The organism is Flagellimonas myxillae, assembly GCF_023502235.1.
GTDB classification, from domain to species: Bacteria; Bacteroidota; Bacteroidia; order Flavobacteriales; family Flavobacteriaceae; genus Flagellimonas; species Flagellimonas myxillae.
Genome location: NZ_JAMFLY010000001.1, coordinates 424,528 through 438,549, shown reverse-complemented (window position 1 = coordinate 438,549; position 14,022 = coordinate 424,528). Strand labels below are relative to the sequence as shown.

15 protein-coding genes are annotated in these 14,022 nt (G+C 43.2%); 4 read left to right on the top strand and 11 right to left on the bottom strand.

Annotated features, from left to right (window positions below):
• Positions 1-60: 60 nt before the first annotated feature.
• A complete protein-coding gene (gene guaB, locus M3P07_RS02110; RefSeq protein WP_249968243.1) occupies positions 61-1,533 on the bottom strand; it encodes an IMP dehydrogenase in 1,473 nt (490 codons plus the stop codon).
• A 142-nt stretch (positions 1,534-1,675) separates the two neighbouring features.
• Between guaB and M3P07_RS02105 the strand changes: the two genes are divergently transcribed.
• Entirely contained in the window at positions 1,676-2,026 is a 351-nt protein-coding gene (locus M3P07_RS02105; protein WP_249968242.1) for a DUF6686 family protein, read from the top strand.
• Positions 2,027-2,082: 56 nt separating this feature from the next.
• Here the strand turns inward: M3P07_RS02105 and M3P07_RS02100 are convergent, their stop codons facing one another.
• The 6 genes from M3P07_RS02100 to M3P07_RS02075 all read right to left on the bottom strand — a co-directional run bounded on the left by M3P07_RS02100 (position 2,083) and on the right by M3P07_RS02075 (position 6,969).
• Positions 2,083-2,577: a hypothetical protein gene (locus tag M3P07_RS02100; RefSeq protein ID WP_249968241.1), complete on the bottom strand. Its 495-nt coding sequence runs from the start codon at positions 2,575-2,577 to the stop codon at positions 2,083-2,085.
• Positions 2,577-3,107 carry an FMN-binding protein gene (locus M3P07_RS02095; protein ID WP_249968240.1) on the bottom strand — a complete coding sequence of 177 codons (531 nt, stop codon included), beginning with the start codon at positions 3,105-3,107 and terminating at the stop codon, positions 2,577-2,579. The genes M3P07_RS02100 and M3P07_RS02095 overlap by 1 nt, the downstream gene beginning before the upstream one ends.
• A gap of 72 nt (positions 3,108-3,179) precedes the next feature.
• Positions 3,180-4,358, bottom strand: coding sequence for a hypothetical protein (locus M3P07_RS02090; protein ID WP_249968239.1), 1,179 nt, complete (start codon positions 4,356-4,358; stop codon positions 3,180-3,182).
• A gap of 150 nt (positions 4,359-4,508) precedes the next feature.
• Entirely contained in the window at positions 4,509-5,372 is an 864-nt protein-coding gene (locus tag M3P07_RS02085) for a hydroxymethylglutaryl-CoA lyase (protein ID WP_249968238.1), read from the bottom strand.
• Positions 5,373-5,454: 82 nt separating this feature from the next.
• Complete coding sequence (locus M3P07_RS02080) at positions 5,455-6,495, bottom strand: quinone-dependent dihydroorotate dehydrogenase (protein WP_249968237.1); 1,041 nt, start codon at positions 6,493-6,495, stop codon at positions 5,455-5,457.
• Between the two features lie 54 nt (positions 6,496-6,549).
• Entirely contained in the window at positions 6,550-6,969 is a 420-nt protein-coding gene (locus M3P07_RS02075; protein ID WP_249968236.1) for a hypothetical protein, read from the bottom strand.
• A 96-nt stretch (positions 6,970-7,065) separates the two neighbouring features.
• On the opposite strand from M3P07_RS02075, the gene pepT reads away from it, so the two are divergent.
• Positions 7,066-8,319, top strand: coding sequence for a peptidase T (pepT, locus tag M3P07_RS02070; protein ID WP_249968235.1), 1,254 nt, complete (start codon positions 7,066-7,068; stop codon positions 8,317-8,319).
• Positions 8,297-8,890 (top strand): YdeI/OmpD-associated family protein, encoded by a 594-nt coding sequence (locus tag M3P07_RS02065; RefSeq protein WP_249968234.1) that lies wholly within the window; start codon positions 8,297-8,299, stop codon positions 8,888-8,890. The genes pepT and M3P07_RS02065 overlap by 23 nt, the downstream gene beginning before the upstream one ends.
• A gap of 12 nt (positions 8,891-8,902) precedes the next feature.
• On the opposite strand, the gene M3P07_RS02060 is transcribed toward M3P07_RS02065, so the two are convergent.
• The 4 genes from M3P07_RS02060 to nusB form a co-directional block, all read right to left on the bottom strand.
• Positions 8,903-10,240, bottom strand: a complete 1,338-nt coding sequence (locus M3P07_RS02060) for a Gfo/Idh/MocA family protein (RefSeq protein ID WP_249968233.1) — start codon at positions 10,238-10,240, stop codon at positions 8,903-8,905.
• 79 nt (positions 10,241-10,319) lie between these two features.
• Positions 10,320-10,607 carry a preprotein translocase subunit YajC gene (gene yajC / locus M3P07_RS02055; RefSeq protein ID WP_249968232.1) on the bottom strand — a complete coding sequence of 96 codons (288 nt, stop codon included), beginning with the start codon at positions 10,605-10,607 and terminating at the stop codon, positions 10,320-10,322.
• 18 nt (positions 10,608-10,625) lie between these two features.
• Positions 10,626-11,105 carry a DUF1573 domain-containing protein gene (locus M3P07_RS02050; RefSeq protein WP_249968231.1) on the bottom strand — a complete coding sequence of 160 codons (480 nt, stop codon included), beginning with the start codon at positions 11,103-11,105 and terminating at the stop codon, positions 10,626-10,628.
• 39 nt (positions 11,106-11,144) lie between these two features.
• Positions 11,145-12,092, bottom strand: coding sequence for a transcription antitermination factor NusB (gene nusB, locus M3P07_RS02045; RefSeq protein WP_249968230.1), 948 nt, complete (start codon positions 12,090-12,092; stop codon positions 11,145-11,147).
• Positions 12,093-12,261: 169 nt separating this feature from the next.
• Between nusB and M3P07_RS02040 the strand changes: the two genes are divergently transcribed.
• Positions 12,262-14,013: an ABC transporter ATP-binding protein gene (locus tag M3P07_RS02040; RefSeq protein ID WP_249968229.1), complete on the top strand. Its 1,752-nt coding sequence runs from the start codon at positions 12,262-12,264 to the stop codon at positions 14,011-14,013.
• Positions 14,014-14,022 lie beyond the last annotated feature (9 nt).

The following is a 14,022-nucleotide window of genomic DNA, read 5'->3' as shown; positions in this document are numbered from 1 at the left end:
GGCGCAAAGGACGTGTGCAATTAGTAGCTATTGGCACATTTCCGAATTTGCAAATTTCCTCTATCTGCTATAATTCGGACTCTCTTTGGTAATGGTTACATCGTGTGGGTGACTTTCGTTGATACCACTAAAGGTAATCTTCACAAAACGTCCGTTTTCCTTTAAGGTTTCGATATCCTTAGCACCACAATATCCCATTCCGGCCCGTAAGCCTCCAATAAACTGGTGCATACTTTCATAGAGGTCACCCTTATATGGTACTCGACCTACGATTCCTTCAGGAACCAATTTCTTAATGTCGTCCTCAACATCTTGGAAGTAGCGATCCTTGCTACCTTCTTTCATGGCTTCCACCGAGCCCATTCCCCTGTAAGACTTAAACTTACGCCCCTCATAGATAATGGTCTCTCCTGGAGATTCCTTGGTACCTGCAAGCAAAGATCCCAACATAACGGTATCGGCCCCTGCGGCAATCGCTTTGGGGATATCCCCTGTATATCGAATACCACCATCGGCAATAACCGGCACCCCGGTTCCCTTAATGGCAGCAGCAACTTCTAGAACTGCGGAAAACTGTGGGAACCCAACACCTGCTACTACGCGGGTGGTACAAATGGATCCTGGTCCAATCCCTACCTTAACGGCATCGGCCCCGGCTTCCACCAAATATTTTGCGGCCTCGGCAGTGGCAATGTTACCTACCACCACTTCCAACTTTGGAAATGCCCTTTTTACTTCCTTTAGGATACCAACCACACCTTTGGTATGGCCATGGGCAGTATCTATCACGATGGCATCTACCCCTGCATTGACCAAGGCTCCTGCCCTATCCACCGCATCGGGTGTAACGCCAATGGCAGCTGCAACCCGCAGGCGGCCATATTCATCTTTGTTGGCACTGGGTTTTTGGGTTAGTTTGGTAATGTCCCGAAATGTAATGAGGCCTACCAAAACATTGTTCCCGTCTACCACTGGGAGCTTCTCAATCTTATTTTTTTGAAGAATTACCTCAGCTTCGGTCAAGGAGGTGCCCTCCCCTACGGTCACCAAATTTTCGGAAGTCATCACCTCTGAAATGGGACGCTGGTTGTTTTTTTCAAAACGAAGGTCACGATTGGTTACAATCCCCAATAGTTTTTTATTGTCGTCCACAATGGGAATACCGCCAATACTATGTTCTTTCATATTGGCCTTGGCATCGAGGACCACAGATTCCAAAGGAAGGGTAACCGGATCCATGATCATCCCACTTTCTGCCCTTTTAACCTTGCGCACTTTAATGGCCTGTTGTTCTATGGTCATATTTTTGTGCAGCACACCAATACCACCTTCCTGGGCCATTGCAATGGCCATTTGGGATTCGGTAACAGTGTCCATCGCAGCGGAAACGATGGGAACATTAATGGTAATGTTTCGTGTAAACTTGGTTTGGATGTTGACTTCCCTCGGGAGAACTTCGGAATATCCAGGCACAAGGAGAACATCGTCGTATGTCAATCCTTCGCCAACAATTTTGTTTAGGTGGGCTTCCATTGCAATTACGGATTAATTGCGTGCAAATATACCATATTTTAATTCAACCCTACTTTTTGAAAACTACCTTAACATTTTAATATTATTTTTATTTAGACTTATTTTAAATAATGTATTTTTGAAGGAAATAAATATCGCTACTATGTGCCCCTCCATAAAAGTATTACAACAGAGTAAAAATGGGATTTTAACCTTTTGTAACCACAGCAAACTCTTTCAACTTGTATTCAATAATCTGTGTTTTGAGTTTTATGAGTGGGAATTGGAGGCATTCCGAAAACACCTATGCGAACTGGACGTAAACTACTGGGAAAAGACCATAGCTTATGCCCCGACCCATAGAAAGGTTCCCATTTCTGTTGGAAACAAGTGCTTTGTGATTCTATTGGACGGCAGGGAGGTTGATGAACTTAAGGGGCTGCTGAAAATCAAAAAACAAGGCCTAAAATTCTTGGCTGCAAAAGACATTGCCTACAAATTTATTGAAAACTAAACCTCGATTGAATTTTGGTTATTGGGGAATGATACCTTTCGCACAGTCTTCTTCCTCTAACGTTTTGCTGGAAAAAGGGACTGCTTCAAAACGAGACCCGCAGAAAAGGTAAAGGTCACCGTCATTAGAATCCCAGAAAATATTACAACGTACTTCATCCATAATATCCCCATCCACATCAGATAAATACCCCCAAAAGTGAGCACTGCCGAGAAAAAGGGTTCGATGGTCAAAAACAACTTCCAGTTCTTTGGAAATTTGGTGATCCACACCAGCCCGCCAAGCAAAAGAAAGATAAAGGCCATGGAAAGTATATGGGTATGAACGATTGTCAACATCTCCCTTTCCCCTTTTTTGAATTTCATGATCTCTGCAGCTTCGTTCTCCTCGTTACCCAGATAATTTTCCTCCACTCCTGCCGGTGTTATGGATTCGGTCTGCTTTACAAACAAAAGTCCTGTAAAAAATCCAATGGATAAGACTACCACAAAGGCAGCGACAAACAATCTAATTTCTCTTGGAAAGGATCCCAGAAGGCCGTTGTAATCCATTACAACTGTCCATTTTTTTGAAGAATTCCGATGGTTTGGAGCAAATTGTCCATGGATTTGGTCATAGATCTCACGGAAATAGTGGCGCCCGAAATGGCATCAATATTTGAATCGATACTTACACGGTCATTGCCCGTTTTTCCAAGGAACTGTTTCAACCACCTTTTGCTTCCAATTTCACCACCGTATTCCTCCCTATAAATAAGGACCTTGGAATTCACCACTTTTAATTCCCCATCAAAAACTACCAAGTAATCAAATTTGGCTGTTTTACTGGGAGCTTGGTCAACAAAGGCATAACCCAAAAGTGAGTCCTGGACGTGGATCTTAAAAAAGTTTTCTCCAGAAATTTTGGTGGGCAATTCTTGATTTAATTCATTGGAAACAACAAAGGGGTTAAAAGCAACCCCTTCAACCGCAAAAGTCTTTTCTACTTCCTTAACCACCTTTTTATGCACGGTCTTGGGAGCGGTAAACCCCAGAAGCAAAAGCATTGCCAGCAGCAAGGTGTATGGAGTGGCGGATTTCATACCGCAAATATATTAATTTAGACTTATTATGAATAAAAATAAGCTAAAGAATACGGAAGAAAAAAGGTGTGGTTAAAACCACACCCCTATTCCAAAGTTTAATCTATCGGCAACATCGCCATCTTCTAGGGCATTGCTTCTAAATTGATAATCTCCTTTGACTACCACACCCGGTGCAATATGATATGTTAATCCTGTAGTAACATCAGTTCTATCATACGCTTCGTTCGCAATGAGCGTGCCATCGGTATCGGCGTGAGTATTGAAGTCCTCGTAACGGGTAAAGACAAAAAGTTTTTGTCGATTTCCGGTGGGAAGCAAGTTATAGGCGCCTTCTACGTACCACCCTTGAATCGCACTACCCAAGTCTCTCCCGGTTAGATTATTGTATGCATCAGTATCGGACAAAGAAGCATGGATAAATTGTCCCCGTGCGGTGAACTTTTGATATGCATATCGAGCATCCAAACCAAGCATGGAAATGCCCACATCCGAGCCGTCAAAAGTGTCCACATCGTCCGTGGCCTGGGTACGTCCAAAATACGTGGAAAAGCCCAATCGAAGACCGGGGATCCCATAGTAGTCCAATTTGGTGGACAGGTTGGGTTGATCTATTGTGGATTGAATTCCTTTTTGTCTTCCGCTTCTTAGTCCGTTTGAGCCCTTTAAGATTCCGGTAACGCCACCTTCACCATCTGATTCAGCAGATTTGAAACCGTTGAACAAATAGGCTTGGTATCCCAAAGAAATGGAATTGAACCTTCCGGTTACCCCTACCCCCAGCTCTCGCCAAGTTGTGGGGACAATTACATTGTCAATGGCAGGTCTTTCAGTACCGTTGAATGTGGTTGGTTCATGAAATTCGTTCACAATTCCCATGGGAACCAGCATCAGACCACCCCTAATATTAAAATTTGGAGCGGCATTATAGTTTACAAAAGCTTGCTCAACAAATACTTCTTCTACGTGCTCAAATTCGATTTCCGTCACAAACTGGGTCCGATCATCAAAACGATAACCCAAAAGAACCACCAATCGCTGTACATCCAATTCCCCGTTTTGTCCATCAGGTTGGTTGTACAACATCTCCCCATAAGCTCCCAAAGTTACAGCGGAAGCATAGTTTCCCGAGAGAATACGCTGTGCGGCGTTTAGCTGCTTTTGTGGATCAAATTGGATGGAGTCGGTACGCGTCTGAGCAAAAAATACGGTTGAAAATAACAAGGTTGATAAAAGAAATAAGTGCCTCATCGTCGGTGTTTGTTTTTATTTAGATTGATTTCAAATAAAGTGAGGCGCAAATATATTTCCACCTTACAAATCGACCAAATTTATTTAGACTTATTTTAAATAAAATTTAAGATTCTCCAGATTCTGAGCTATAACTAATTGATTGTAAACCTAGTGGTATACTGAAAAAAGTTCCGTGGCCTTGTTATAGGCCGCTTCGAAGACCATCCAATTTACACCAGTCTCAGCCTTGGTCGTTGTGAAGTACGAGAGCATTTTTTCCGTGGGCATGTTGCCGGTAAGCTCGTCCTTGGCCATGGGGCAGCCCCCAAAACCCTGTACCGCCCCATCAAAGCGTCTACAGCCGGCCTTATAGGCCGCATCCACCTTTTCGTGCCATTTGGTCGGGGTGGTATGCAAATGGGCCCCAAATTCGATGTGGGGATATTTCGGAATCAAATTGGAAAAGAGATAGTCAATAACTTCTGGTGTGGAACTGCCTATGGTATCGGACAAGGATAAAATGGTGGTACCCATTTCCGCCAATCTTTCCGTCCACTCCCCCACAATCTCCACATTCCATGGATCTCCGTAGGGGTTTCCAAATCCCATGGAAACATAAGTGACCACTTGTTTATCATGAGCATGGGCAATCTCCAAAATCTCTTTTAGTGTTTCCACAGATTGGGCAATGGTCTTGTGGGTGTTCCGCATCTGAAAATTCTCGGATATGGAAAACGGGTATCCCAAATAATCAATGGCCTCATGTTCACATGCATTGTTGGCTCCACGGGTATTGGCCACAATGGCCAACAATTTGCTTTTGGTTTTGGTAAGATCCAACTGGGAAAGAACATCTGCTGTGTCCACCATCTGTGGGATGGCCTTGGGCGAGACAAAACTTCCGAAATCCAAGGTGTCGAAACCACAACCCAACAACGACTGTATATACCTTACTTTTTCTTCGGTGGGAATGAAGGTCTTAATACCCTGCATGGCATCCCTAGGACATTCTATGAGTTTTACATCGGACATAGGCTTCCTATAAAATTACCACTATTTATCAGAAAGCATACGATTGTGCCTTCCAATAGCAGGAAGTTTTAAGATTATTTGATCAAGCCTTTTGGGCCAGAATAGCGTTATTGATTTTTTTGACCAAGGCTGGTCCTTCATACACAAAACCGGTATAAACCTGGACCAAATCCGCTCCGGCCTCCAGCTTTTCCATGGCGTCTTCAGGTGAGTGGATACCCCCTACCCCGATTATGGGAAATGCTTTGCCACTCTTTTCCGCCAAAAATCGGATAACCTCCGTACTCCTATTGGCCAAGGGCTTCCCGCTTAGACCACCTTTTTCCTCTGTTTTTATCAAATGGGACTTTAATCCTTTTCTGGAAATCGTGGTATTTGTAGCGATAATCCCGCTGATACCCGTATCCTTTACGATGTCCACAATATCCAATAACTGGCTTTTGGAAAGGTCGGGGGCAATTTTTAATAGAATGGGTTTCTCTTTGGATTCCAGCTTTTTGGCAAACTTGACATTTTGCTTTTTGAGTTTTTTCAACAGGTTGGTCAAAGGCTCTTTGTCCTGTAATTCCCTTAATCCTGGCGTGTTGGGCGAACTAACATTTACAACAAAGTAATCCACATGCTCAAAAAGCGCTTCAAAGCAAATTAAATAATCCTTGAGGGCCTTTTCGTTGGGTGTTACCTTGTTCTTTCCAATGTTGCCCCCAATCAGAACCTTATGTTTCTTTTTAAGTTGCTCCGCAGCTTCGAACACCCCTTTGTTGTTAAACCCCATTCGATTGATAATGGCTTCGTCCTCCAACAATCTAAAAAGTCGTTTTTTGGGATTCCCGGCTTGGGGCTTTGGGGTCAAGGTTCCTATTTCGACAAAACCAAAACCAAAATTTGAAAGTTCGTTATAGAGTACAGCGTCCTTATCAAAACCTGCCGCAAGTCCTACAGGGTTTTTGAATTTGAGTCCAAATACCTCCTTTTCCAATCTTGGGTCGTTTACCAGGAATTGTTTGCGGAACATGGGTCCAAATCCCAATTTGGACAGTATCCTTATCGCCTTAAAAGAAAAATGGTGTGCTGTTTCGGCATCGAGTACAAAAAGGAGAGGGCGAATAAGGAACTTGTACATTCAGAAAATTTTCGACAAAAATAAAAACTCTGTCATCACATTCCTTCAAAACCATCATTTTTCGTTGACCGACCTATCTATATAGATAGGACGCAGGGTAAGTTGTCCGCAAAACTCCAAATAGAGGTTATACTGTTGATCATTGAAGAGGGACAACAGGCGTTTGTCCAACAACCGCACATTTTGTCTCATGCTATCCAACAGTCCCCTATATTTATAGGACATTCCCATTAAATCTTCCGGGGAGCTCTGGGCATGCCTTTTTAAAAGGTACTTGGCCTGGTCTTTAAGGTATCCGTTCCGCACCTTCACCTCGGCCGACCAATTCCGCAGTTGCTCCAGTTGTGACTCGTCCAATTGAAAAACTTCGGCTATGGTATCATCGTCCTCACCCCCTATCCCCAAAAAGCAGTCCTCCTGGGAATACGAAAAAAAACTGCAGAACAGCAGAAAAGAAAACAATATTGGCTTCACTGGTTTGGCTTTAGCGGAAAAAAAAGATAGGTCTTAAAGCCTTGATTTAACCAAAATCACGATTGAATAAACATTATTTTTGATGAAACGCACTTTATGGACGGATTATTAGCCCGATTTCTGGAATATGTTTCCATCGACACCCAAAGCGATCCTTATTCCAAAAGCACTCCAAGTACTGAAAAACAATGGACATTGGCCAAAAAATTGGTGATGGAGCTACATCAAATTGGAATGCAGGAGGTTTCCATCGATGAAAACGCCTATATCATGGCCACGCTTCCTAGTAATCTGGACAAGGAGGTGCCTACCATCGGTTTTATTTCTCATATGGATACTTCCCCTGATTTTACTGGGCGAAACGTGAAACCACAAATCGTAAAAAATTATGATGGACAGGACATTATCTTGAACAAATCCAAGGACGTTGTACTATCACCGAGTTATTTTGAAGACTTGGAGCAATATGTGGGTCAAACCCTTATTACCACGGATGGAACCACCTTGTTGGGCGCGGATGACAAAGCGGGAATTGCCGAGATCGTGACCGCCATGGAGTATTTGGTGCAACATCCTGGAATAAAACATGGCCCCATTCGTATAGCTTTTACCCCGGATGAGGAAATTGGCAGGGGTGCCCATAAGTTTGACGTTGAAAAGTTTGGCGCCGATTGGGCCTATACCATGGACGGAAGCCAGGTTGGGGAACTGGAGTTTGAAAACTTTAATGCAGCAAGCGCCAAAATCAAGATTGAAGGAAAAAGCGTGCATCCCGGCTATGCAAAGAACAAAATGGTCAATGCCATTGGAATTGCCAACGAATTTTTAGGGCTACTACCTCCACGCGAGGTTCCAGAGCACACCGAGGGACGGGAAGGGTATTTCCACGTGCACAAGCTAAAAGGCGAAATTGAACATGCGGAGATTGAGCTCATCATCAGAGATCATGATGCCGGTCATTTTGATGCCCGAAAGGAACTTTTGGAAGATATCAGCAGTAAACTAAACCAAAAATATGGGGATTGTATACAGATAATAATTGAGGACCAGTACCGCAATATGCGAGAAAAGGTGGAGCCTGTTTTTCATATCGTTGAAATTGCCAAGGAGGCTATGGAATCCTTAAATATTGAGCCCCTCATTAAACCTATCCGCGGTGGAACGGATGGCTCCCAACTCAGTTTTATGGGACTTCCCTGCCCCAATATTTTTGCTGGAGGTCATAATTTTCATGGAAAATATGAATATATTCCACTGGAAAGCATGGAAAAGGCAGTCCAGGTAATTGTAAAGATTTGTGAACTGACAGCAACGCAAATAAAATCAAATGGAAAGAGTAAAAAGTCTTGAGGCCTATTACGAAAAGGAGCATCCTTTTAAGGAGGGCATAGCCTTACTCCGAAATTTGGCCCAAGAAACGGATAGTATCGAAACCTTAAAATGGAATTTTCCGGTGTATACAGTCAATGGAAAAAATGTATTTGGCATTTGCAGATTTAAAAGTCATTTTGGGGTTTGGTTCTTTAATGGCTCCTTTTTAATCGACCCTAAAAAAGTGCTTCGCAATGCCCAAGAAGGCAAGACCAAGGGCATGCGGCATTGGAACTTTGAATCTATTGACGAAGTGGACCAGCAGGGCGTGGTCGCCTATATGAACGAAGCGATTGACAATGAGCGAAAGGGATTAAAAATTGTTCAGGAAAAAAAGAGCGGGAGCACTGAAATCCCTACCCTACTCCAATCCCAATTGGATGAAAATAATGAGTTAAACAACGCATTCGAAGCCTTTACCCCCTATAAGCAAAGGGAATTTTGCGAGTATATTTCAGAAGCCAAACAGGAAAAGACCAAGTTAAGGCGTTTAGAGAAAATCCTTCCCATGATCCTAAAGGGTGTAGGGTTGAACGATGCCTATCGTTGATAATTCTCCAAATCAACCCATAGGAAGTTTCCAACCGTTGTGATATTCCTTGCCGAGTTGGGCATTAGCCTCTGCACTGCTAAACTTGGCATTAGCTGCATCCCAGTAAACCCGTTTCCCCGTTTTGAAGGCAATATTGCCCATATGGCATACCCGAGCTGTGTCATATCCGACTTGAATTGGGGCATTCAAGATATCCTTGTCCCTGGATTTTACCGCCTCCAAAAAGTTTACGGTATGCAAATCCAAACCGTTGGCAGCAACACTTTGATGGGGTACTGCTTCCAATTTTAGGCCATTTTCCTTACTTCGGTCCTTCTCCGGAATCACTTTCCATCCTCCGCGGTTCAAAACCAATGTTCCATTGTTTCCGATAAAGGAAATACCATGGTCTAGCCCGTAATTGCCCCCATCTATTCCCGTGGCGTGTTCCCACAATAGGGAGAACCCATCAAATTCATATACAGTTTGTAATGTATCCGGGGTTTCCTCCGCATCGTCCGGATAAGCAAACTTGCCTCCCAAAGCCATCACCGATTTTGGATTGGCCGCCTTCATTCCATATAGGGCATAATCTATCAAGTGTACGCCCCAATCCGTCATTAGCCCCCCGGCGTAGTCCCAAAACCATCTAAAGTTAAAATGGAACCTGTTCTTGTTAAAAGGTCTGTCCGGTGCGGGTCCCAACCACATTTTGTAGTCCACCCCATCAGGTACCGGGGCATCGGCCACCACGGGAATGGATCCCATCCAACCTTGATAGGCCCAAGCCTTGGCCAAACGAATCTGGCCCAGTTTTCCGGAGTGTACATAATTTATCGCATCCACAAAATGGGGTTGGCTTCGCTGCCATTGCCCAATCTGTACCATGCGATCACTTGCATTGACCTTGTTCAGCATGGCATCGCATTCCGCAATGGAATTGGCGATGGGCTTTTCACAATAGACATCCTTACCGGCATCCACAGCATCGACAAGTTGTAGGCAATGCCAGTGGTCCGGCGTACCTATCACAACAACATCCACATCCTTGTCCTCCAACATTTTTCGGTAATCCCCGTACCATTTGGGCTTTTTGACCCCAGCTTTTTCCAAAGCCTCGGTTTTGGCTGCCAGCACATTCTTGTCCACATCGCAAAGCGCCACCACTTCTACTTCACTGTTCTTTAAAAGGGATTTAAGATTAGCGAATCCCATCCCGTTGCATCCAATAAGGCCAACTTGTATACGGTCATTTGGACTTACTTTTTTTCTGATGGATGCCAACAGTTCCGTTGGAAAAATAAATGATGCGCCTATGCCAGCGGAGAGCATGGAGCTCTGTTTGATAAATTGTCTTCGGTTGCCCATGGTTGATTATTTTGACCATAAAATACAAAAAGCCCCTTGAAAATAAATTCAAGGGGCTCCCAATTTTATAATTACCGGATTATTTCTTGGCGTTGGCGGCTAATTTTTTGCTCATTTCCATAGAAATGGCCGAGCGATCAAACTTAAGCCTTCCAGCCATGGTCTCGATCACACAGGAATAGTCCTTGTCATTCAATTCCACAACTTTGCCATGGAGTCCGCTTTTGGTAATGATACGGTCTCCTTTTTTTAATTCCGATGCAAATTTTTTCTCATCCTTCTGACGTTTCATCTGTGGGCGGATCATAAAGAAATACGCCACCACAAAGATGAGCATCAAAGGTAAAAACTGTCCGAGGTTTTCCATTTATTTGGGTCTTACTTCTTAGTTAACAGGACCTGCCTGCGCAGCGTTCTTTGGGTTTACAAAGGCTTTGATGCGCAATAGCTCTGTCCCCTTGTCGGTGTTGGCCGTTACGGTAACGGTCTTGGTCACCTGATTTTGTCCAGATCCATTGAACTTTACCAAAAGTTCTCCAGATTCTCCAGGAGCGATAGGGGTGTTTTTTGGATATTCAGGAACGGTACAACCGCAACTACTTTTAGCATCTGTGATGATCAAAGGGGCGTTCCCGGTATTCGTAAATTTAAAGGTTGTTTGTTGTGCTGTACCTTGGGTAATGGTACCAAAATCATGCTCTTGCTTATCAAAACTCATTACAGGAAGTTGCTTTTGTGCTTCATCCCTGTTGGATGCATTCTCCACGTTGTCGGCAACTATTTTGCTAGATGCCTTGTCCTTGCAAGAAACACTTACAAGACCAACAGCCAAGATCAAACTTAAAATTGTTGTTACTTTTCTCATGTTAAAAATTTATTTGTCCAAAATTAATCAAATATTGTTTTACTGGAGCCCACGTCCCATTTTTTGCATTTGCCCAGTGGATTTATACTCCTTGGCCAGCTTGTCCAAAACCCCGTTTATAAAAATACTGCTCTTGGGGGTGGAGTACTCTTTGGCGATCTCCAAATACTCATTTAGTGTCACTTTTTCAGGAATCGATGGGAAGTTTAAAAGCTCGCAGATTGCCATTTTTAGAATGATGGAATCGATTTCCGCAATACGATCGTTGTCCCAATTTGGGGTCTTGCCCTCAATTTCCTTTTCCCATTTTGTATCGTTCAACAAGGTCTTGGTCAAAAGGTCGTTGGCAAAGACCATATCCTGTTGATCTTTCAATAGGGAAGGCAAAAAGAAGGTTTCATTGGAATCTGTAGTGGCCTTGCGCAGCCTTTTTACCAGATAGGTGTTTACAATCGGAATGTCGTCCACCCAAGTGAGTTTGTCATCTTCGAAATATTCGTAGATTTTCTCGTTGGGTGCAATAATTTCCTTAAACAACTGAATGATCATATCCCTATCTTGATCATAACCTTTTGCACTACTGGTCATATAGGTTTTGTAAATATCGCTGGCCACTATTTCCTTGTAAATGATCTTTACATATTCCTCATTCAAGTACCAGTTGTTCAGTTTTCTATTGGATAGTTCGTTTTGGAGGTTCTTGTTGGACGCTATTTGGACCAACAGGCCATTTTTTACAAACTTTTCGGGATTGGGATAACCGTCTTCCTCGGAGGCCAAGTACTTTTTGGAAGCGTGTTGCACATGCTTTTCGGCCAAACGGTGTAGTTCCACCAAAAGGCTCAGTACCAAAAGATAGAGCACATACATGTTCTCTATACTCGTTTTAAGAAATTTCTGCTGCTTTTCCAAGGAGTCGTCCTTGGATTGGATCAACGCGTAGATGCACTGCATCACCTTTACTCTGATGTGCCTTCTGGTAAGCATTTTTTAAAGAACTTTAAAGTCGTTTGTTGGCATTCACTGCGCAAAAGTAACCTTATATTTCAATCCAACCTACCAAAGTTGTTTTCTTATCAGTTTTATAACATTTACTTTGTGGTGTATCGGCTATATTTGCTAATTGCCATCAAAAAAACAACCGTTAGATCCTCCTATGAAGGAACTCAAATACCTCAATAAATACTTCAAAAAATACTGGTTTAAGCTGCTCATGGGCATTATAATAACCATAATTGCCCGAGTATTTTCCTTGATCATGCCTTCCTATGTGAGCAAATCCATCCAAGCCATTGAGGGCTTTTTAGGAGACACCATTACGAAATTGGAGGCCAAAGAACTGCTCTTTGGGTATATCTTGATCATTATAGGGGCCGCTCTTCTTTCTGGCTTGTTTACGTTTTTAATGCGGCAGACTATCATCAATGTCTCCAGATATATCGAATATGACTTAAAGAATGAAGTTTTTGATCATTACCAATTGCTGAATCTCAGCTTTTACAAAAAAAATAGAATCGGGGATTTAATGAACCGGATCAGTGAGGACATCAATCAGGTGCGAATGTATGTAGGGCCCGCCATTATGTATGGCATTAACACCCTAACCATGTTCGTTTGCATCATTCCTTTGATGTTTATCAAGGCGCCTACATTGGCCGCCTACACATTGATTCCACTTCCCATTTTATCCGTGCTGATTTATCAGATCAGTAAAATTATCCACAAGCGCAGTACCAAGGTCCAAGAGTTTTTGAGTACGCTCTCTACCTTTACCCAAGAATCATTTTCCGGGGTGGCAGTGATAAAGGCCTATGGACTTGAACCCAAAATCCACACCGAGGTGGGCGCGCTTGCCCAAGAAGGAAAGGATACCAGTATGGATCTGGCCAAGGTAAACGCTTGGTTTTTCCCATTAATGATTTTGTTGATTGGTGTCAGTAATATTTTTGTGATCTATATTGGCGGAAAGCAGTACATCGACGGGGAAATCGCCTCTTTTGGCATCATTGCAGAATTTATCCTGTATGTGAACATGCTCACCTGGCCGGTTGCCATTGTGGGATGGCTCACCTCAATCATCCAAAGGGCAGAGGCTTCGCAAAAACGGATCAATGAGTTTCTATTGGAAGAACCCTCGATCAAAAATGAGGTTGTGGAACCTACTCAGGTGTCCGGAGGTATCGAGTTTAGAAATGTGACGTTTACCTATGACGACACGAATATTACCGCGCTAAACAATATTTCGTTCACTATAAATCCCGGAGAGACCGTGGCGTTTTTGGGCAAAACAGGTTCCGGTAAATCCACCATCTTGGATTTGGTGGCCCGATTATACGACGTTTCCTCTGGAGAGATTCAAGTCGATGGAAAGCCCGTACAAAAACACAATTTGGATAGCCTAAGGAGCAGTATTGGTGCAGTTCCACAAGACGCATTTCTTTTCTCGGATACCATAGAAAACAATATCCGCTTTGGAAACGAACATGCGACCATGGACGAAATTGTTGAAGTGGCCAAAAAGGCGGTGGTCCATAAAAACATTGAGGGCTTCACCAAAAAATACGATACCATTCTAGGAGAACGGGGCATTACCCTAAGTGGAGGACAAAAGCAACGTGTATCCATTGCACGGGCCCTTTTAAAAGATCCCCAAATCTATCTTTTTGACGATTGCTTGTCTGCCGTAGATACCGAGACCGAAGAGGAAATTTTGAACAACTTAAAACAAGTGTCCCAAAACAAAACCACCTTAATTGTAAGCCATAGGGTGTCGTCGGCGAAGAATGCGGATAAGATCATTGTTCTGGAAAATGGAGCCATCATACAGGAGGGCACTCATGCGGAATTGAACAATATCGAGGGGTACTATAAAGAACTATATCTGAACCAACTCTCTGAGAAAGAATAGGAAAAAAGT

Coding starts and splice junctions, on each gene's coding strand:
- guaB (WP_249968243.1), bottom strand. CDS start 1,533: ATGGAAGCCCACCTAAACAAAATTGTTGGCGAAGGATTGACATACGAC.
- M3P07_RS02105 (WP_249968242.1), top strand. CDS start 1,676: ATGTGCCCCTCCATAAAAGTATTACAACAGAGTAAAAATGGGATTTTA.
- M3P07_RS02100 (WP_249968241.1), bottom strand. CDS start 2,577: ATGGATTACAACGGCCTTCTGGGATCCTTTCCAAGAGAAATTAGATTG.
- M3P07_RS02095 (WP_249968240.1), bottom strand. CDS start 3,107: ATGAAATCCGCCACTCCATACACCTTGCTGCTGGCAATGCTTTTGCTT.
- M3P07_RS02090 (WP_249968239.1), bottom strand. CDS start 4,358: ATGAGGCACTTATTTCTTTTATCAACCTTGTTATTTTCAACCGTATTT.
- M3P07_RS02085 (WP_249968238.1), bottom strand. CDS start 5,372: ATGTCCGATGTAAAACTCATAGAATGTCCTAGGGATGCCATGCAGGGT.
- M3P07_RS02080 (WP_249968237.1), bottom strand. CDS start 6,495: ATGTACAAGTTCCTTATTCGCCCTCTCCTTTTTGTACTCGATGCCGAA.
- pepT (WP_249968235.1), top strand. CDS start 7,066: ATGGACGGATTATTAGCCCGATTTCTGGAATATGTTTCCATCGACACC.
- M3P07_RS02065 (WP_249968234.1), top strand. CDS start 8,297: ATGGAAAGAGTAAAAAGTCTTGAGGCCTATTACGAAAAGGAGCATCCT.
- M3P07_RS02060 (WP_249968233.1), bottom strand. CDS start 10,240: ATGGGCAACCGAAGACAATTTATCAAACAGAGCTCCATGCTCTCCGCT.
- yajC (WP_249968232.1), bottom strand. CDS start 10,607: ATGGAAAACCTCGGACAGTTTTTACCTTTGATGCTCATCTTTGTGGTG.
- M3P07_RS02050 (WP_249968231.1), bottom strand. CDS start 11,105: ATGAGAAAAGTAACAACAATTTTAAGTTTGATCTTGGCTGTTGGTCTT.
- nusB (WP_249968230.1), bottom strand. CDS start 12,092: ATGCTTACCAGAAGGCACATCAGAGTAAAGGTGATGCAGTGCATCTAC.
- M3P07_RS02040 (WP_249968229.1), top strand. CDS start 12,262: ATGAAGGAACTCAAATACCTCAATAAATACTTCAAAAAATACTGGTTT.